The sequence below is a fragment of the Muricauda sp. SCSIO 65647 genome (assembly GCF_021534965.1).
Taxonomy (GTDB): domain Bacteria; phylum Bacteroidota; class Bacteroidia; order Flavobacteriales; family Flavobacteriaceae; genus Flagellimonas_A.
In genome coordinates this window covers 2,214,297-2,233,450 of record NZ_CP091037.1, presented here as the reverse complement: position 1 = coordinate 2,233,450, position 19,154 = coordinate 2,214,297, and the positions used below count along the sequence as shown (strand labels likewise).

The 19,154-nt window shown below is 44.1% G+C and carries 16 protein-coding genes; 11 read left to right on the top strand and 5 right to left on the bottom strand.

From position 1 onward, the window contains the following. Positions 1-2 precede the first annotated feature (2 nt). The gene (locus L0P89_RS09915) at positions 3-3,176 is read right to left on the bottom strand and encodes a PVC-type heme-binding CxxCH protein (RefSeq protein ID WP_235264947.1); all 3,174 of its coding nucleotides are present in this window, start codon (positions 3,174-3,176) and stop codon (positions 3-5) included. 187 nt (positions 3,177-3,363) lie between these two features. Between L0P89_RS09915 and L0P89_RS09910 the strand changes: the two genes are divergently transcribed. The 3 genes from L0P89_RS09910 (at position 3,364) to L0P89_RS09900 (ending at position 5,573) form a co-directional block, all read left to right on the top strand. Then, positions 3,364-3,984: a TIGR04282 family arsenosugar biosynthesis glycosyltransferase gene (locus L0P89_RS09910; RefSeq protein WP_235264946.1), complete on the top strand. Its 621-nt coding sequence runs from the start codon at positions 3,364-3,366 to the stop codon at positions 3,982-3,984. After that, positions 3,981-4,796, top strand: a complete 816-nt coding sequence (locus tag L0P89_RS09905) for a purine-nucleoside phosphorylase (RefSeq protein WP_235264945.1) — start codon at positions 3,981-3,983, stop codon at positions 4,794-4,796. Before L0P89_RS09910 ends, L0P89_RS09905 begins: the two co-directional genes overlap by 4 nt. Positions 4,797-4,877: 81 nt before the next feature. Next, on the top strand, positions 4,878-5,573 hold the full coding sequence (locus L0P89_RS09900; RefSeq protein WP_235264944.1) for a TIGR04283 family arsenosugar biosynthesis glycosyltransferase: 696 nt from the start codon (positions 4,878-4,880) through the stop codon (positions 5,571-5,573). Here the strand turns inward: L0P89_RS09900 and L0P89_RS09895 are convergent. The 4 genes from L0P89_RS09895 to L0P89_RS09880 all read right to left on the bottom strand — a co-directional run bounded on the left by L0P89_RS09895 (position 5,565) and on the right by L0P89_RS09880 (position 9,399). Next, positions 5,565-6,599 (bottom strand): N-acetylmuramoyl-L-alanine amidase, encoded by a 1,035-nt coding sequence (locus L0P89_RS09895; protein WP_235264943.1) that lies wholly within the window; start codon positions 6,597-6,599, stop codon positions 5,565-5,567. The genes L0P89_RS09900 and L0P89_RS09895 overlap by 9 nt on opposite strands. After that, entirely contained in the window at positions 6,596-7,516 is a 921-nt protein-coding gene (locus L0P89_RS09890) for a hypothetical protein (protein ID WP_235264942.1), read from the bottom strand. Before L0P89_RS09890 ends, L0P89_RS09895 begins: the two co-directional genes overlap by 4 nt. 100 nt (positions 7,517-7,616) lie before the next feature. After that, entirely contained in the window at positions 7,617-8,618 is a 1,002-nt protein-coding gene (locus L0P89_RS09885; protein ID WP_235264941.1) for a glycoside hydrolase family 113, read from the bottom strand. A 58-nt stretch (positions 8,619-8,676) separates the two neighbouring features. Then, positions 8,677-9,399, bottom strand: a complete 723-nt coding sequence (locus L0P89_RS09880; RefSeq protein WP_235264940.1) for a DUF547 domain-containing protein — start codon at positions 9,397-9,399, stop codon at positions 8,677-8,679. Between the two features lie 235 nt (positions 9,400-9,634). On the opposite strand from L0P89_RS09880, the gene L0P89_RS09875 reads away from it, so the two are divergent. From L0P89_RS09875 to argC, 8 genes are all read left to right on the top strand, one after another. Continuing rightward, a complete protein-coding gene (locus L0P89_RS09875; RefSeq protein WP_235264939.1) occupies positions 9,635-10,984 on the top strand; it encodes an NAD(P)/FAD-dependent oxidoreductase in 1,350 nt (449 codons plus the stop codon). A 6-nt stretch (positions 10,985-10,990) separates the two neighbouring features. Then, the gene (locus tag L0P89_RS09870; protein ID WP_235264938.1) at positions 10,991-12,595 is read left to right on the top strand and encodes a 4Fe-4S dicluster domain-containing protein; all 1,605 of its coding nucleotides are present in this window, start codon (positions 10,991-10,993) and stop codon (positions 12,593-12,595) included. A gap of 25 nt (positions 12,596-12,620) precedes the next feature. Then, the gene (locus tag L0P89_RS09865) at positions 12,621-13,310 is read left to right on the top strand and encodes a glycosyltransferase family 2 protein (RefSeq protein WP_235264937.1); all 690 of its coding nucleotides are present in this window, start codon (positions 12,621-12,623) and stop codon (positions 13,308-13,310) included. Between the two features lie 2 nt (positions 13,311-13,312). Then, positions 13,313-14,797 carry a cellulose synthase family protein gene (locus tag L0P89_RS09860; RefSeq protein ID WP_235264936.1) on the top strand — a complete coding sequence of 495 codons (1,485 nt, stop codon included), beginning with the start codon at positions 13,313-13,315 and terminating at the stop codon, positions 14,795-14,797. Between the two features lie 4 nt (positions 14,798-14,801). Further along, positions 14,802-16,166, top strand: a complete 1,365-nt coding sequence (locus L0P89_RS09855; protein ID WP_235264935.1) for a glycosyltransferase 87 family protein — start codon at positions 14,802-14,804, stop codon at positions 16,164-16,166. Between the two features lie 208 nt (positions 16,167-16,374). Further along, positions 16,375-16,995 (top strand): GNAT family N-acetyltransferase, encoded by a 621-nt coding sequence (locus tag L0P89_RS09850; protein WP_235264934.1) that lies wholly within the window; start codon positions 16,375-16,377, stop codon positions 16,993-16,995. Next, positions 16,992-18,182 carry an argininosuccinate synthase gene (gene argG / locus L0P89_RS09845; protein ID WP_235264933.1) on the top strand — a complete coding sequence of 397 codons (1,191 nt, stop codon included), beginning with the start codon at positions 16,992-16,994 and terminating at the stop codon, positions 18,180-18,182. Before L0P89_RS09850 ends, argG begins: the two co-directional genes overlap by 4 nt. Further along, positions 18,175-19,149 carry an N-acetyl-gamma-glutamyl-phosphate reductase gene (gene argC / locus L0P89_RS09840; protein ID WP_235264932.1) on the top strand — a complete coding sequence of 325 codons (975 nt, stop codon included), beginning with the start codon at positions 18,175-18,177 and terminating at the stop codon, positions 19,147-19,149. Before argG ends, argC begins: the two co-directional genes overlap by 8 nt. The last annotated feature ends 5 nt before the right edge of the window (positions 19,150-19,154 follow it).

Sequence of the window (19,154 nt, the reverse complement as noted above, 5' to 3'; positions counted from 1 at the left end):
GTTCATTCTTCCAATGGATGTATTTCTAGCAGTTCTTTAGGGGTGTAAAACCCTTTCTTTTCTTGGGTCATAAGACGAGTTTTGTTGACCTTATCGGCCGTTATCACCGAAGCTTTGTTGCCAAATGAATTGCGCACGTAGGTAAGCACCGCCGCTATCTCTTCATCGCCCAACATATCGCCATAAGCGGTCATGGGCACCTGGCCCGGGTATTTTTCTCCATTGACCTCGATGGCACCATACAGGCCATTCAATGCTATTTTTATCAAACGCCCTTCACTGCCCGTAACCCACTGGGTTTGTGATAAGGGTGGAAAACCCGATTGTTTCAACCCTTTGCCATTCTCTTGGTGACAGGTTATGCAAAATCCTTCCCTGCTGTATATCTCCTTACCCTTTTGATAAAGTTCCAAATCACTACCGGTCAAATCAGTGGACGATTCTTCTTCTTTTTCTTTTTCATCTTTTCCCCTATTTAAGACAAAATCGAGGGTTGGCACCGACCATTCATCGAGGGTATTTTTATCTACGATGTCGAGCACCTCGAAGGCATCTTTTTCAGGCAGCCAAGACGCTGCGACCACTGCGGTCAATCGCACCCTGCCATGCGGGTCTTGTGCCGCTTTTTTCAACAGTTCAAGTGAGTCATCGACCTGATGCCCCATATACCGTAAAACGATCACCGCCGCTGCCCTGACTTTGTAATTGTCTGCATTAAGGCATTGTTTTAACAGCCCATGATCAATGCTGTTGGCACCCCAACTGACCCAAAGTGCCTCAAGAAGGTGAAGTTCATATTTTTTGTCTTCTTTATCAAGATTGCCGATCCATTTTTTGAGAGCGGTTAAAACCTCACCGACATTTCTGCTTCTCAGTTCCCTTCGGGTTCTATACCGGGTTCTGTATTCATGTAGTTTCAGATTGTCTAACAACCGTTCAATCGAGGCCCCATCGACTACCGCAGGTTCTAACAAAGGCCTTGACGGATAGGTCACTCGATACACCCTACCGTGCGAATGGTCTCGTAAGGGATCACGGGCATTGTGCTGCATATGGCCTATCAAAATGTTGTGCCAATCGATGAAATAGAGTGAGCCGTCTGGTGCAAACTCCATATCGACAGGTCTGAAATTACCATCATCGGACCAAATGAGGTCTTGGCGATGTTTACCTTCATAACCTGTGCCACTATCGATTATTTGATGCTGCTTCATGCCCAAAAAACCAATGGTGTTGTTGATCAATAAGTCACCCTGCACTTCATCGGGAAAGTGCCTACTCGAAATAAATTCAAGACCGCTTGTTGGTCGCACCTTGTGCTCCTCCTCTATCAAATCCCTTGCCTTTGGCGAGGCTCTACCGTACACCGGCTTTACCGTGCTGGGCATTAACCATCGTACCGCTGGCCCTGAGGTCTCGGCAAAAAAGTATTGGCCATAGTCGTCAAAAGCAATGCCCCAAGGGTTTGGTATGGCTATCTGTGCCGTACGTTCGAGGCGCTTTCTTGCAGGGTCATATCTGTAAAATCCACCGTTTGAACCCCTGACCGGTCCATAAGGTGTCTCGACATTGGTATGCAGAAAAACTCCCTCGCCCATATAGATGGCCCCAGACGGGTCGGCACAAAAGGCGCTTATGGTATGATGGGTATCATGGTCGTCAAATCCGCTCAACACAATTTCAACCTCATCAGCCCTGTCATCGCCATCAGTATCTTTAAAGTGTTTCAAGTGTGTTGCTTGGGAAACGAATACCCCATTGGCGGTTATCTCAAAACCTACAGGCACATGTAGACCATCGGCAAAAACGGTTTGCGTATCGGCCTTGCCATCTTCATCGGTATCTTCCAATATGATGATCTTATCATTCGGTTTGCTGTCTCCAGGGCGGTAGTGTGGATAACTGGGCATGGTCGCCACCCAAAGCCTGCCCTTGTTATCAAAAGACATCTGTACGGGATTGGCCAAATCGGGAAATTCTTTTTCAGAAGCGAACAATTCTACCTTGTACCCTGTAGCGGTGCGGATGGTCGCTACTGCATCTTCTCCATATAAATACTGGGCGCCCTTTGCGCCATTGCCCAACGTATAGTTCGTCTTTACTTCAGGAAGCTGATGGGTCAACCCATCATATTTCGAAAGGTTTCTTTTATGGCCCTGTAAGGCCTCCCAAATAGCCGTATCGCGAATGGCGGTCATCTCACGGATCTTTTTAAGCTCATCAGGATAGTTGTCAGGTCCGTACGGTTTGTAACGCCTGCCGTACACATGTACCCCGTTCGGAATTTTGTAGTCGTTGTGCCACATCCAGTTCTTTTCATCAACAGCCTGCAAAACCAAATCGGCATGGATCATTTCCGGTCTCTGTTTTCCAAAAATTTCATCAGCAAGATACTTGGCCAATCTTTGATAGCCCTTGTCATTCAATTGAACCCCATCGATGGTCAGGGGCTCGCCCTTTTTATACCACTTTTTGCTCTCTGCAAAAACATCGATAAAAACCACATTGTTGGCCCGTGCCACTTCACGCATGGCATTGCAGTACTCGAAAAGGCGGTCATTTTCAATTGAACCATCTGGCACATCCAGTATTTTTGACAAGTCTTGAAAGGCATTGGGCGAAACGAGAACAAGTTTCGGGCTGTTCGCCCCATTATATTTTTTTGAAAGAATGTGCCTTACATAGGCTTGCAACTCTGCCCGAAAATTTTCAAGGCCCACTTTTCCATTAAAAGAAGAATTGTAGCCAAAAAAGGCGAGCACAATATCGGGTTTCAACCTCGAAAGCCATTCATCGGGATAGTCAAAATGTCCCTGACTGTTGGTATCATTCGACAATTCACCCTTATGAAAAGCATCGGCACCCTCGAACGCCCATGGGGTCTTTCTCCCTGAATGTGGCCAAAAGCCCGGGGTATTGCCACCGTCGGCCATATTTCGTATGAACAATGAATCTTCAGGGTGTCTCAGATGAAGCTCGGTCTCGAAATGGCCAAAATCCATCATTCTTGAAGCCATATTGCTTCCAACGATGACAATTCTGTCGTGTCTTTGAAGCGCAATGCCCGTATGGTCATCACATCCAAAAGCCAACAACAAAAAAAATGAAAAGCACGGGATTTTCTTCAAAATGGATTCGCCTCTCAGGTAATGGGCTAGAAAATGGTGTTCTGCCATAGGCTTTTAAGGTACAATTTTTTAATACGGTCAATAGTACCCCCAAAAGGTATCACAATTATATACCTTATTCAAAAATATTCGAAAACAGTACATTTACACCCGCTAACCTCCAACCAAAAATGTAAACAAATACACAGATTTCTGACTAAAACCTAATCGCTTGCAATCTATAGAAAACTAATCGATGAGCAACCCGAAGAGCTTACTCCTTATTTTCACCCGAAACCCTGAACCCGGCAAATGTAAGACCCGTCTGGCAAAGACCATTGGCGACGAGGCCGCTCTGGAGGTTTACCTTTTTTTATTACGGCACACACAGAAAATCACCCAATATCTAACGGTCGAAAAACGGGTCTATTACTCTGAAGAAATTTGGGATGATGATATTTGGAAGGATGGCAACTACACCAAAAAACTACAGCTGGGAAACGATTTGGGCGAGCGCATGCAAGATGCCTTCCAAGCTGGTTTTAATGATAGATTTGAAAAAATCATCATCATCGGCAGTGATATGTACGAGCTATCGGAAGCCGATCTGAACAAAGCATTTGATGCCTTGGATGATTCTGATTATGTAGTCGGACCCGCGCATGATGGGGGCTATTATCTGTTGGGAATGAAAAAAATGAACGCCAAGTTGTTCAAGAACAAGAAATGGGGCACTGAGAGTGTACTGCAAGCTACATTGACCGATTTAAAAAATGATCAAATCACTTTGCTCGAAGAGCGAAATGATGTTGATTTGTACAAAGACATCAAAGGCATCGAGGCTTTCAAACCTTTTTTAAAACATATGGAAGAATGACGCAAAAACAGTTGGACGAATCGGTCGCCCATTTAAGATCAAAAGGGTTTGACACGCCAGATATCGGTATTGTTCTGGGCACGGGCCTAGGTCAAATGGTCGATGAAATTGAAGATCCCATTGTGGCACACTATAACCACATTCCTTACTTTCCCTTGGCCACGGTCGAGTTTCACTCGGGCAAGTTGATCTACGGTACCATTGCGGGCAAAAAGGTGGTGGTGATGCAGGGGCGTTTCCACTTATATGAGGGCTATGATTTCTTGGATATTACCTACCCCATCAGGGTCATGCACCAACTGGGCATCAAGAGACTTTTCATCTCCAATGCTGCGGGTGCCATCAACCTCGATTTCAAAAAGGGAGACATCATGCTCATTGAAGACCATATCAACCTACAGGGCAGCTCACCTTTGGCTTTCAAAAATGTGACAGCATTTGGAGACCGCTTTGTCGATATGAGCGAACCCTATGATGTTGAAATGCGCGTTAAAATTGAAGCGATAGCCAAAAGGGAATCGATTTCTTTGCAAAAAGGCGTTTATGTTTCAGTTGTTGGCCCACAATTGGAAACGAAAGCTGAATACCGCATGCTGAAAACTTTGGGGGCCGATGCCGTGGGCATGAGCACCGTGCCCGAGGTTATTGTGGCCAACCATTTACGACTGCCCATTGTAGCTGTTTCAGTACTTACCGACGAGTGCGATCCCGATAATCTGAGGCCTATCAATATTCAGGAGATTATTGAGATAGCCGCCAAGACAGAGCCGAAGATGATCAAATTGTTCAAAGGGCTGATCGAAGAACTTTAATGCACAATTTATATTGATGGATTTCCGTAAGGTTCTTTTATTTTTTGCCACTATTGATAGTGTTTGATATAATTCAAAAGAATGGCCACCCCAAAAATCAGCATTATCATCCCTACGCTTAATGAGGCAAAATTAATCGGGAGTCTGTTACAGCACCTATTTCAGACCAGCGACAAAAAAAACATCGCCGAGATTCTTGTAATCGATGGGGGCAGTACCGACCAAACTGTTCAAACTGCCTTAAAGTTTGGTGCCTCAGTGCATAAGGCCAAACGGGGTAGGGCAAGTCAAATGAACCTGGGTGCTTCAAAGGCAGTGGGTGATATCTTGTACTTTTTACATGCGGATACCTTACCGCCAAAGAATTTTGACCTTTTCATCGTACAAGCTGTTGAAGAGAAAAGTCAATCAGGCTGTTTTCGTATGCGATTTGATAGCAAAAACCCCGTTCTGCGTTTTTTTGCTTGGCTGTCAAGAATCAACCACACACTATGCCGCGGGGGTGACCAATCACTTTTCGTTACCAAAGAGGTATTTTTTGGAAATGGTGGATTCAATGAGAATTACTTGATTTATGAAGACAGTGAGTTCATTGGTAGATTGTACAAACATGCCCATTTCAAGGTCTTGCCCCAACGTGTGACCACCTCGGCCAGAAAGTATAGGCAAAAAGGCTGGCTGAAAGTACAGTTTCACTTTGCCATGATACATCTCAAGAATTATTTGGGTGCGGGGCCAGATGAGTTATACCGTTACTATTCAAAAAAATTACTTTGACCCGCCCATTTTCGAAGACTCGTAATCTAAAAGAATGCCCTCTGATATCCATTTGGCCAATGCCTGCCGATTGTCTGGATCTAAAATACGCCGCTGGTCTTTTTTGCTCCTAAGGTTCCCAATCTCAATATAGGCCATTGCGGGAAGTGTGTTTTTGACCACATACAGGCCGCTTCGTTCCATAAATGTGCCGTTATAGACCCGATTGGGCTGAAACTTCCTATACTTTCTCAAAAACGTCAGGTGTATGCTCTCGGCCAATCTTTTGCCGTTTTTGCTTTTCTCATGGTGGTAAAAGAACACATCGATATTAGTGCCCCTGCTACGGCTGTCAACATGGGTGACCAACAGTCGTTGGTACTTGCCGCGGTTCTTTGAATACAAATCGTTCACCGCTTCGGTTCGCTGTTTCAAACGCGCCAACTGCTTCAGCGGAATAGCTTGGTCGGGAATGACGATTTCGTCCGTATCCACTTCAAGTATCCGGTCATCGCGAATACCATCATTCCCGTCTTGAACTATAATGTGCACCTCTGCGCCATGAGACAGTAATTCTCGAGCCAAACGCAGTGTCACATCATAGGCATACTCATCTTCGGCAATCAATTTACCATCATATCTATCGACCGCACCCGGGTCTGGACCGCCATGGCCCGAAATCAAATAATAAACGGTATCACCCAGTCGATTGCTTACAGAATCAACCCTGGCAAAATCTTCACCAAAGATGGGATATTTGATCTCATCTTCTATTTTGTCAACTTTCCCAATTGACAAGGTATCGGGCAACAAATAGGTGCGCCCCATGTACAAAACCTCATCTTCTCCTAAATCTTTAGCATTTAGCGCTACAAACTGGTTATAGAACTTAGTGGGGTTGATTCCATTTTCTCGAAGCAGCGAATAGATACCATCGCCCTGCTTTGCCACGACCGTTCGCAACGAGTCTTGCGCCACGACCAACATCGGAAGTAAGAAAAAGCAGAAAAAGTATTTTGATCGGTTCAAGCGAAAAGCACTCTTCATTCTTCTATTTCGAGATCGGCATAGTCTTGAAACATGCCTTTGGCAATCATCTGGGTCATCGCCTTTTGGTCTTTTCTGACAATCAGCTTTCCTTCTTTTGATTTGGCTTTTGAATCGGAAATGGAAAGCACGGTTATTGCTGGCAGAATGTTTTTTGCCAAGAATAGGTTGCCCTTATTCTTAAGAACATCTTGCGAATTTTCGACCGTAACCACCTTTTTGCTGTTCCTTGTAAAAATCATTTCAAGATTATCTGCCAACCTTTGTCCTTCATTGCTGCCATCATGATGATAAAATGCCAAATCGAGGTTTTTGCCCTGAAATGTACCGTTTGAACGCAACAGCAACAGGCGTTGGTATTTTCCTTGGTTCTTAAGGTATCTCTTGTTCACCACATCTACATACTGTTGCAACAGCGCCATTTCATTTTTTTTCAACGTTTCATCCATCACTTTGATGACATACACCTTGGCACCATTTACCAACAATCTACTGGCCAAATTAGTGGCAATGGTCGAAACAAAATCTTGGTTTTGAACACTATCTTCAACGATCAGATAATATACGGCATCCTTTAGTTCTTCGCTCTTCAAATCCAATTTTGCAAGCTCAGTCTCGAAAAGGGGGGTCTCATCACCACTGGGCAATGATACGGCCCGGCCCATCTTTTTAAAGGAATCGGGTGCATCGGGAATCTTATAGGCCCATCCTTGTTTTAACTCGCTTCCATTCTTGATATGCCCTTCGTTCAGCTTTAAAAACGCTTCATAGTATTTCTTTGGATACACCCCTTGTTTTCTCAAGATCGAAAAGATTCCATCACCAGGTTCCGCCACCACGGTCTGAAGCGAATCTTGTGCCAAAAGATGGCTTGAAAGAAAGACAATGGTCAAAAAAAACAAAAAGCGTCGTGGCATAACAAATTTGTAGCTAGTGATAGGTATCACAAAAGTCAAAAAAAAATAACCGTTGCCAAAAAAATCATACTTCAATTTCTTAACCGACTAATCAACAACCTTATAAGTTCTGGTAAAACGACCTGATGACCTCTTCTGCCGGTTTGTTCTGAGGGGTAAACCGATTATCACTTGCCCCACCTGACCTGTCATGGTGAATGAACCATTTCCACACAAACCCACCTGCAAACCAATCTTCTGACCAGAACTCTTCGAAAATGACCCTTAAAGCATCGGCCTGTGCCTCAAGATTGACCTGCTCTTTGTTATGATCTACCAACCAAGGCTTATGGGCCGTATAGTCCATACTGCGATACCCAAATTCAGTAAAAAGTATGGGTCTTTCCTTTTCTTCTGAAAAGGTCATCATTGAAACCTTCCATTTTCCCCAGCCGATCTGTAGTTCTTCTGGGGTAGGGTTTTCACTTTCCGACAGCGGAAAATAAGCATCGATGCCTATAAAGTCCAATTGTTCCCAAAAAGGGGTTCTGGGGTACTCATCCCAATTGGCGGCATACGTTATCTTTCCTTTGTACACTTCCCGAACCTGGGCTATAAGTTGCTTCCAATAATCAGGGCGGTACTTCACGAATTCTTCCAGCTCTGTACCAATACAGAATACTTCGGCCTTTGTTTCTTCGGCCAATTCGGCATATGTGATAATAAATTTGCGATACGTCTCCTCCAGCATCTTCCAATCCGTTTCAGATTGCATCACCATATCACCGGTGAACTCGCCCCTCCAAACCCATATTTGTGGTTTGAGCATGATTTTTATTCCATTCTTCTGCAAAAGTTCAATATATTGTTTGGCACCTGCCCGTGTCTCTCCGTACCATTGGCGGTCCGTATCGAAAATTACATTCGGTGAACTGAGACTGCGAACAAAACCGAACGGCATCACGGCGGCATAGTTGGCATTTACGGCCACCACGGGATCTATATGGGTTTGATCGACCTTTTCTCTTGAGCCTACAAAACTTACCCCATTGATTTTCTCTTGAATTTGGCTGCTACAGCTCAGCTGCAAAAGCCATAAAAGAAGAAGCCAAAGATTTTTCACTAGAAGGGTTTAGGCTTCTAAAATAATGTATCACAAAAACTTAATCGTGATTTTAAGATTAATTTAAGTCGTTCAAACGCCAATCATAGCTATAGTGCCCAATACGCTTGTCAGGGTCTATTTTTTCTTTTCTGAATTGGTTGATAAAGTCGATTGCTGTCTTTCCGTCCGTAATGAAATCCTCTTTGTACCAATCAAAGATTTGCGAAAGGAGCACCTTGTCATTCTTTACCTGGATAAAATCTGGATTGTTGAGGGCTAGCACTGTCTGTCGTTGCAGTTGGCCCTCCAATTCGTCGGGAAGATATGCTTCGCTTATGATGGGTGGGCATCCCAACCCAGCACAGACCAATACAAAATGAAATCGCGCCTCATTTGAAAAATTACCCCTCAACAAACGGTTTTCGATATCATTCAAAGTAATGTTCTCACCACCGATCTTATGTTCTGTCGTATCGAAAATGCCGCTGATATCCAATGGGGACTTTACCGGATAATTTTTGGCCACTTCTTTGATCACCAAAAGATTGTAGGCATTGATCCAAAAAGCCTGATAGGTGTTTGAATCATTTTTTGAGACTGAAATATCTTGTGCCGATCGCAAGGTTTCATCCAAATCGCCCAGATTACCTTTTATGGCCTCATAATCGACCCTTCCGTTTTTCACATGCATTTTCAAAAAAGCATCTGTTCTTGAGAAAAATTCGGTTGTGCTTTGGGCAATTCCAACCTGGAAAAAAACCAATATGATCATCGTGGCCAGCACCTTTTTTGCAATCATCGAACTAGTTTTGAAACATCTTTTCGACATATGGGTCGTGCTGAATATCGAAGACATACAATGAAGGTTGTGTTTTTATGAAATGTTTAAGCTTTTGTGAACCAGCAAACTGCCCGTTCGTTTCTTATGCAGCATCCTTACACTACGATCAAGAATTTAAATTCTTTCTAAATAAAAGGTCACTGTTAAGTTTCTATCTTTAAAAGCGACACATTTTTCAACCAATAGCAAATCAATGGAGCACATCGTTATCATCGGAAATGGTATTGCAGGGGTTACGGCCGCACGCCATATTCGAAAACATTCCGACAAAAGGATCATCATCATTTCTGCCGAGACCGACCATTTTTTTTCTAGAACGGCACTCATGTACGTATACATGGGCCACATGAAGTTCGAGCATATCAAACCCTATGAAGACTGGTTTTGGGAAAAGAACAGCATCGAACTTGTTCGTGGTTATGTGACAGAGGTGGATACTGAAAACAAAAAACTTTTGGTCGATAACACTAAAAGTTTCCATTATGACAAATTGATTATTGCGACCGGTTCAAAGTCAAATAAATTTGGATGGCCTGGACAGGATTTACATGGTGTGCAAGGACTCTATTCAAAACAAGACCTGGACCTTTTGGAAGTAAATGCGCCCAACAAAGAAAAATGTAAACGTGCCGTCATCGTTGGAGGCGGGTTGATAGGCATTGAACTTGCCGAAATGCTGCACAGTCGTGGCATTCCGGTCACCTTTTTGGTGCGGGAAAGCAGTTTTTGGAACGGTGTCTTGCCAGAGGGCGAGTCACAGATGATCAACGAGCACATTCGCGAGCATCATATCGACTTGCGATTGGGTACGAACCTAAAAGAAATTGTCTCGGATGAGAATAATCGTGTCAAGGCAGTGATCATTCAAGAAACAGGCGAAGAACTGTCCTGTGACTTTGTGGGGCTGACCGCTGGAGTGTCGCCAAATGTGGATTTTCTAAAAGATTCCGGTATCGAATTGGGCCGCGGGGTCAAAGTCAATCGTTTTTTGGAGACCAATATAAAAGATGTATATGCCATCGGTGACTGTGCCGAACAGCACGAGGCCATTGGCAACAGAAGACCCATTGAGGCAGTTTGGTATACGGGTCGTATGATGGGCGAAACGGTGGCCCAGACCATTTGTGGCAATCGAATCGAATACAAGCCGGGGCACTGGTTCAACTCGGCAAAGTTTTTCGATATCGAATACCAGACCTATGGTTGGGTCTTTGGAGCCAGGGGAAGAAAAGAATATGAAGAACAATTTCATTGGAGACATGACACCGATAAGGTTTGTATAACTGTTGCATTCCGTAGAGACAACAATCTGTTTTTGGGCATCAACACATTCGGAATCCGTATGCGGCATGAAATCTTTGATCGCTGGCTGACCGAAGAACGCGATGTTGACTATGTCATGTCACATTTGGCCGATGCAAACTTTGACCCAGAGTTCTACAAACAGCATGAGGCAGGTATCGTGTCAAAATACAATTCAGACTTCGAAAAATCCATTACAACAAAGAAGAAAAACATCAAAAGAATATTTCAACTCAACTGATTACAAATGAGCACTTACGATAGAAGTATGGCACTGACCGGTCAACCTCCGGTTACCCTAAGCAGAAATCAAAAATTGGCGACCCTTATCGGAATGTTCGGATTGGCCATCGTTCTCTTGGCCGCATTCAATGTAAGTTTTCCAAACAAGGCACTTTGGCTTTCCATATCATTGGCAAGTATTCTGGGCGGAACCATATGGTTTTCGAGTGATGCCTATTTGCACAAACAGCCGGGCATAAAAAATGACGGCGTTTGGTTCAAGTCCATTTCAAGCCAAGGTTTTTGGGGTTGGATCGCCGGTATTGCCCTCACGGGATTCTACATCATTCTTTATTTCTACCCTGAATATTTGGGTTTGGTGAGTGGTGGCGACAACAAAGGCGTAATCGGTCTGTTCGATCCATTGAGCAAGGCCTTGAGCGGAAATCCCGCCAGTCAATGGTTCGTGTACGGCACACTGTATACCGTTGCGATTTTGGCATTTGGAATCAAGTTCTTATGGAAATACCGCCATAACCAATATGAAAGAATCAGAACTTTTAGTGTCATGTTCTTTCAAACGGCCTTTGCCTTTATTATTCCCGAATTGATGGCCCGTTTGAACGGAAGTTCCCTGTTAAACGGAGGGAGCTTACCCTATTATGACCTAAAAAACATGTGGCCGTTGAACTATTATAATTTTGAAGGCTACCGAATCAAAGGTTTTTTGAGCTCTGGTGATATTGGTTTCGCCATGTTGATTTTTGGTATCGCCACCATTTTTATCATCAGTCCGATCCTGACCTATCGCTTCGGTAAGCGATGGTATTGTTCATGGGTATGTGGCTGTGGTGGCCTGGCCGAAACGGCTGGTGATCCTTTTAGACACCTGAGCGACAAATCGATGAAAGCTTGGAGAATTGAGCGTTGGGTAGTACACAGTGTCGTGGTATTCGTGACGCTCATGACCACGGCGGTCATTTATTCGTACCTAGGCACTGACACCAGTAAATATTGGTTGACAAAAAGTACCTTTCTAATTGGGGTGGCCGTACTGCTTACCTTGGTCTTTGGATGGGTGATGCTTTTCAAGAGAAAACAATTACAGAAAGATGCACAATATGGTGCCATCGGCTATTTTATCATTATCATGGCATTGATCGGCATGCACTTTTTGAGTGGTGATGGCAATGTGTTTCTCTTCAAATCGGAAACGCTGCGCAAATCTTATTCTTTTCTGATAGGAAGCATTTTTTCTGGGGTCATCGGCACAGGGTTCTATCCGATATTCGGCAATCGGGTTTGGTGTCGCTTTGGGTGCCCTATGGCAGCTATACTGGGTTTTCAACAACGTTTGTTTTCTCGATTTAGAATAACCACCAATGGCGGGCAATGTATTTCATGCGGCAATTGTTCGACCTACTGTGAAATGGGCATCGATGTGAGGGCCTATGCACAAAAAGGCGAAAATATCGTGCGTTCGAGCTGTGTTGGCTGTGGCATTTGCTCGGCCGTTTGCCCCAGGGGCGTTCTGAAACTTGAAAACGGGCCCTTGAAGGGGCGAATCGACAGTAACCAAGTACTATTGGGCAATGATGTGGATTTGATGCAATTGGTGAACAAAAAATAATCGATTTTTACACCAAAATCCTTTTATGCCCAACATCAAGGTCATCATTCCCGCTTTCAACGAAGGTGATTCCATAGCCAAGGTCGTTGAAGAGATTCCTGATTTTGTTTCAGAAATCATTGTGGTGAACAACAATTCGACCGACGATACCCTTGAAAAAGCAAAAAAAGCAGGGGCCACGGTATTGACCGAAAGCCAACGTGGTTATGGTTTTGCATGTTTGAAGGGCATGCAGTACATCGAGAAACAATCCAAACACCCAGATATCATCGTATTTATCGATGGAGACTATTCCGATTATCCAGAAGAAATGGAAAAAGTGGTCGCTCCCATAGTGAACGAAAACATCGATTTTGTCATAGGGGCAAGAAAAAAAGAACTGCGAGAGCCCGGTTCGATGACCCCGCAGCAGGTCTTTGGCAATTGGCTCGCCACTTCTTTGATGTGGCTGTTCTTTAGAGCAAAATATACCGATCTAGGCCCGTTTAGGGCCATCAGGTACGAAAAACTCAAAGAACTGCAGATGGAAGACAAAACCTATGGATGGACCGTCGAAATGCAGCTGAAGGCGCTACGTAAAAAACTGACCTACAAAGAGGTGCCCGTTCGATACAAAAAAAGAATTGGGGTGTCAAAGGTGTCAGGTACGGTAAAAGGTACTATATTTGCAGGCGTAAAAATTTTGGGTTGGATTTTCAAATATAGCTTAAGGTAATTATGGGATTAACAATCGCTTACATCATCATCGCTATTTACAGCATCGCCCTGATGTTGATCTTTTTTTACAGTCTGGCCCAGTTGAACTTGCTTGTCAACTATTTGGGCTACAAAAGACGTAACGAGGAAGCCCCAAAATTCAATCTGATGGACCCTAGGGAAATTCCCTATGTGACCATTCAGTTGCCCATCTACAATGAAGAATATGTTGTGGAGCGTTTGCTCGACAATATTGCCAAGATAGAATACCCCAAAAGCAAACTAGAAATTCAGGTACTCGATGACTCTACCGATGATTCAGTCATCGAGACTGCAAAAAAAATAGAGGCACTTCAAAAAGAGGGGCTGGACATTCAGCATATTCGTCGTGAAAACCGCCAAGGTTTCAAAGCAGGTGCCTTAAAAGAGGGGTTGGCCGTTGCCAAAGGTAATTTCATCGCCATTTTTGATGCCGACTTCATGCCCGAGGGCGATTGGTTGAAAAAAACCGTTCCTTATTTCAAAGATGACGAAATTGGTGTGGTGCAGACCCGTTGGGGGCACATCAACCGTGATTATTCCACCTTGACCAAAATTCAGGCCTTCGCGTTGGACGCACATTTTACCTTAGAGCAGGTCGGAAGAAATTCAAAGGGCCATTTTATCAATTTCAATGGCACTGCGGGTATCTGGCGAAAGCAATGCATCATCGATGCCGGTAATTGGGAAGGTGATACCCTTACCGAAGATCTGGACCTTAGCTATCGCGCCCAATTAAAGAACTGGAAATTCAAATATTTAGAAGATGTCGAGACACCGGCAGAACTGCCCGTGGTAATGAGCGCCGCACGTTCGCAGCAGTTCCGTTGGAACAAAGGTGGGGCCGAAAACTTCAGAAAAACGGTCTGGAGTGTCATTACCGCCAAAAATCTTGATTTCAAGACAAAATTCCACGGAGTGATGCACCTATTGAACAGTTCAATGTTCTTATGTGTGTTTTTGGTATCGGTTTTGAGCATCCCTATGCTCTACATCAAGAATACTTACGGCCACTTGGCGTGGGTCTTTGAGATTACCAGTTTCTTCATTATCAGCACCATTATTCTGTTCTTTTGCTATTGGTTTACCTACAAAAGCATGCAAGGGGGCGGGTTTGACAAGTTTGTCGATTATATCAAATTGTTCTTTACCTTCTTTTCGGTAGCTTTAGGATTATCATTTCATAATACGATCGCTGTACTGGAAGGCCATTTGGGCAAGCGCAGTGAATTTGTGCGTACCCCAAAATTCAATATCAACAACCTTACCGATAGCTGGAAGGGCAACAAGTACATCACCAAAAAACTTTCACCCAATATGATTTTGGAGTTTGCACTGATGATCTACTTCCTCTTTGGAATGTACAGCGCGGTGCCGTTGAATGACTTTGGACTTTTTCCTTTTCACCTCATGCTGTTCTTAGGTTTTGGCTTTGTGTTCTTTAAATCTTTGACCGCCAAGGCCTGAATTGATGTACGCTTACTGGAAACTGCATAAGATTCCCATACTCATCGCATTGGGAAGCGTGCTGTTCTATGGGGTATTGGCGTATGATTTGGTCAGGGAAGACTTCACCAAGCTCATATGCCTCTTTGCAGCTCTCTTTTTTCTATACTTCAAATTGATCCAGTTCGAGAAATGGAACCTCAAGTTCATGGTGGTGACCGGTATTCTTTTCCGTCTGGTCTTTTTGATGGCCGAACCCAACCTTTCAACAGATTTTTACCGCTTTGTATGGGATGGTGAGCTGATCAACGGCGGTATCAATCCGTACTTGTACACTCCTGATGAATTGATGCAAAGTTCAGAATTCATTACTCAGAACTCAGAATTGCTTCACAAAGGTATGGGGGGCCTGAGTGCACGACATTTTAGCAACTATCCGCCCCTGAACCAACTCTTCTTCGCACTTGCTGCCCTTTTTGGGGGCGGTAGTATATTGGGGTCGGTCATCGCCATGAGATTGACCATTGTTCTTGCCGACATTGGTATTCTCTATTTCGCCAGAAAACTCTTGAGAAACCTCAACAAATCGACCCACTTGGCCTTTTGGTATTTTTTGAACCCCCTGGTCATTGTTGAACTAACCGGCAATCTACATTTCGAGGGGGTCATGATTTTTTTCTTTGTCTGGGCCATGTACCTGTTGTCCGTTAAAAAATGGTGGACCGCTGCGCCCATTTACGCCATGGCCATTATGCTAAAACTCATACCACTGCTCTTTCTTCCTTTTTTGCTTCCCTTTTTGGGACTCAAGAGAAGTGTGCTTTTCTATGCCCTCACGGGCATTGCCTGTGTGGTTTTTCTCTTGCCCTTTTACTCCCCGTTCTTTATTGAAAACTATGGTGAAACAGTAAAGCTGTGGTTCTCGAACTTTGAGTTCAATGCCGGAATCTACAACATGGTCAAGTACATAGCCGTCAACCACTATGAAGCCAAACCATGGGAGCTGATAAAAGATTACGGAAGCCTCGTGCCATTGTTCACCATATTGGCAATATTGCTCTTGGTCATCTTCAACAACAACCACAAGCTTGAAAATGTCTTGAAGTCGATGTTGATGGCCCTTACCCTGTATTATTTTCTCTCAACTACGGTACACCCTTGGTACACGATTTTCCTCTTATTTCTGGTCATTTTCACCGATTATCGTTTTGCCATTGTTTGGTCGGCAACGGTCGTTCTGAGTTATTTTGCCTACTCAAATCTAGATTTCAAAGAAAATCTATGGCTCATTTTCATTGAATATTTTGTGGTATTTGGCTTTTTATTTTACGAAATTTTCAAAATTGAAAACATTAAAGGCCTATTTCAACAAAAATCAATGTCTGAATAGGTCAGTTTTTTAGAATTTGTACTTTTACCCTTCAATGAACGAACAGCAATACATATACATTTTTAAAAGCACTGGTTCAGCCGTGCGTCCGTTCTTTCCCCGTCGCCGCCCGTAAGGGTGCATTTCTATTTTTGGGAATAGGTGAGTCCATTCCCGTACTTCCACAAAGACATTTTATATATTTCAATTTTTAATAAAAACTTCAGCAATGGAAATTGTTGTTGCCAACGAATCACATTTTAAATACGCCCAGATCATTTGCGATACCATTTCAGAATCGGCCAAGGTTCGAGGTACGGGTATTGCCCAACGAACCCCTGAATACATCATCAAACGATTGCAGAACGGCAATGCCGTGATCGCTTTGGATGGGGATACGTTTGCCGGTTTCTGCTATATCGAGGTTTGGGGCAATAAAGATTTTGTGGCCAATTCAGGATTGATCGTACATCCTGACTATCGCGGGCAGGGACTGGCGAAAAAAATAAAGAAACGAATTTTTGAGCTGTCTCGGGAAAAATTTCCAAACGCCAAGATCTTTGGCATCACCACTGGGTTGGCGGTCATGAAAATGAACTATGAGCTGGGTTATAAACCGGTCACTTTTTCAGAACTGACCGATGACCCCGACTTCTGGAAAGGATGCCAGACCTGCAAAAATTTCGACATTTTGACCCGAACCGAGCGCAAGATGTGCCTTTGCACGGGCATGCTGTACGACCCAGCCGAGAAAAACAAGCATCCAAAAGCTGAAAAAATAAACAAGAAGACCTTTCAACGGCTCAAAAGAATAAAGGAAAGTCTATTCCTAAAAAAGAAAGAAAAATGAAAAAATTGGTTCTGGCCTATAGCGGTGGTCTCGACACGTCATACTGCGCCAAGTACCTCTCGCAAGAAAAAGGGTATGAAGTGCATGCCGTCAGTGTCAATACGGGAGGATTTTCAAAGAAGGAAATAAAAGAAATCGAAGAAAAAGCGCTGGCCTTGGGGGCCGTGAGCTACACCTCCATCGATTCTATACAGCATTTCTATGACAAAGTGGTCAAATACCTCATCTTTGGCAATGTGTTGCGAAACAACACCTATCCCCTTTCGGTAAGTGCAGAACGCATTGTACAAGCCATGGAAATCGTGAACCATGCAAAAAAAATAGGAGCCGCGTACATTGCCCATGGCAGTACGGGCGCGGGCAACGACCAAGTACGGTTCGATATGATTTTTCAGACGTTGGCTCCCAATATCGAAATCATCACCCCGATTCGAGACAACAAACTGGCCCGTGAAGAAGAGATAGCCTATTTACAGCAAAACGGTATCGATTATTCATGGGAAAAAGCGAAATACTCCATCAACAAAGGGCTTTGGGGCACTTCGGTCGGTGGTGACGAAACGCTGACCTCGCACCTACCACTGCCAGATGCCGCCTATCCCAGTCAGCTTCAATCCAAAGAACCCCAGCAAGTGGCCCTTACCTTCAAAGAAGGAGAATTGGTGGCCATCAATGGTGAAATGGATATTCCGATAAACAATATCGAAAAACTCAATGAAATGGCCACAAAGTATGCGATAGGGCGTGATATTCATGTGGGCGATACGATTATCGGCATCAAGGGCAGGGTCGGCTTTGAAGCGGCCGCACCACTGATCATTATCAAGGCCCACCATCTGTTGGAAAAGCACACCTTGAGCAAGTGGCAACAATACCAGAAAGAACAATTGGGCAATTTTTATGGAATGCTGTTGCACGAAGGCAATTATTTAGATGCGGTCATGCGCAACATCGAAGCCTTTTTGAGTGATACACAGAGAAATGTCAGCGGTGAGGTATTTGTAAGCCTGTACCCTTTTCAATTTCGATTGGATGGCATTTCTTCACCACATGACCTGATGAACGCTTCTTTCGGAAGTTATGGCGAAATGAACAAGGGGTGGACTGCCGATGATGCCAAAGGCTTCATCAAAATTCTATCAAACCCCGCAAAGATCGCGAACCACATAAACCAAGACCATGATTAAGGCAGGTATCATAGGCGGGTCGGGCTATACGGGCGGTGAACTCATCAGGCTATTGCTGAACCATGCAAAGGTAGAGATCGACTTCGTGTTCAGTACCACAAGGGGTGGAAAACCAATTTCTTCGGCCCATGCAGATCTTTTGGGCCAAACAGATCTATTGTTTTCAGAAAAGATCAACCCAGATGTAGAAGTGGTTTTTCTTTGTTTGGGACATGGTAATTCCGTGCAGTTTCTGAAAGACCACGGTTTTTCGGAAAAAACCAAGGTTATCGATCTCAGCAATGACTTCAGGTTACAGCAAAATGCGGGATTTGGGAAGAGGAATTTTGTTTATGGACTACCCGAGCTCAACAAAAAGAAAATCAGTAATGCCATGGCAATTGCCAACCCCGGATGCTTTGCCACCACCATTCAGCTCGCCTTGCTTCCATTGGCAAAAGAAGGATTGCTGCAAAACGAAGTACACATCAACGCGATCACGGGCAGTACGGGCGCAGGTGTCAAACCTTCTGAAACGGGGCATTTTAGTTGGCGCAACAACAATGCAAGCTGGTACAAACCTTTTACCCATCAACATCTAGGGGAAATTGGCGAGAGTTTGGCTTCTTTTGGGAGTAGCGTTGGAAAATTATATTTCCTTCCGCATCGTGGTAATTTCACCCGCGGTATTTTGGCAACCGCCTATACCAAATTTGAGGGAAGCGAATCTGAGGCCGTCAACTTGTACAACGATTTTTATGACGATGCCGTCTTCACCCATATTACGGAAGAACCCATCCACCTAAAACAAGTGGTCAACACCAACAATTGCCATATTCATCTGCACAAGCATGATGATGTGCTCTTGATCACCTCGGTCACCGACAATCTGTTGAAAGGAGCCTCTGGGCAGGCCGTGCAGAACATGAACCTGATATTTGGGTTTGAAGAAAGTGAAGGATTACAATTAAAAGCAGGAGTATTTTAAAAACA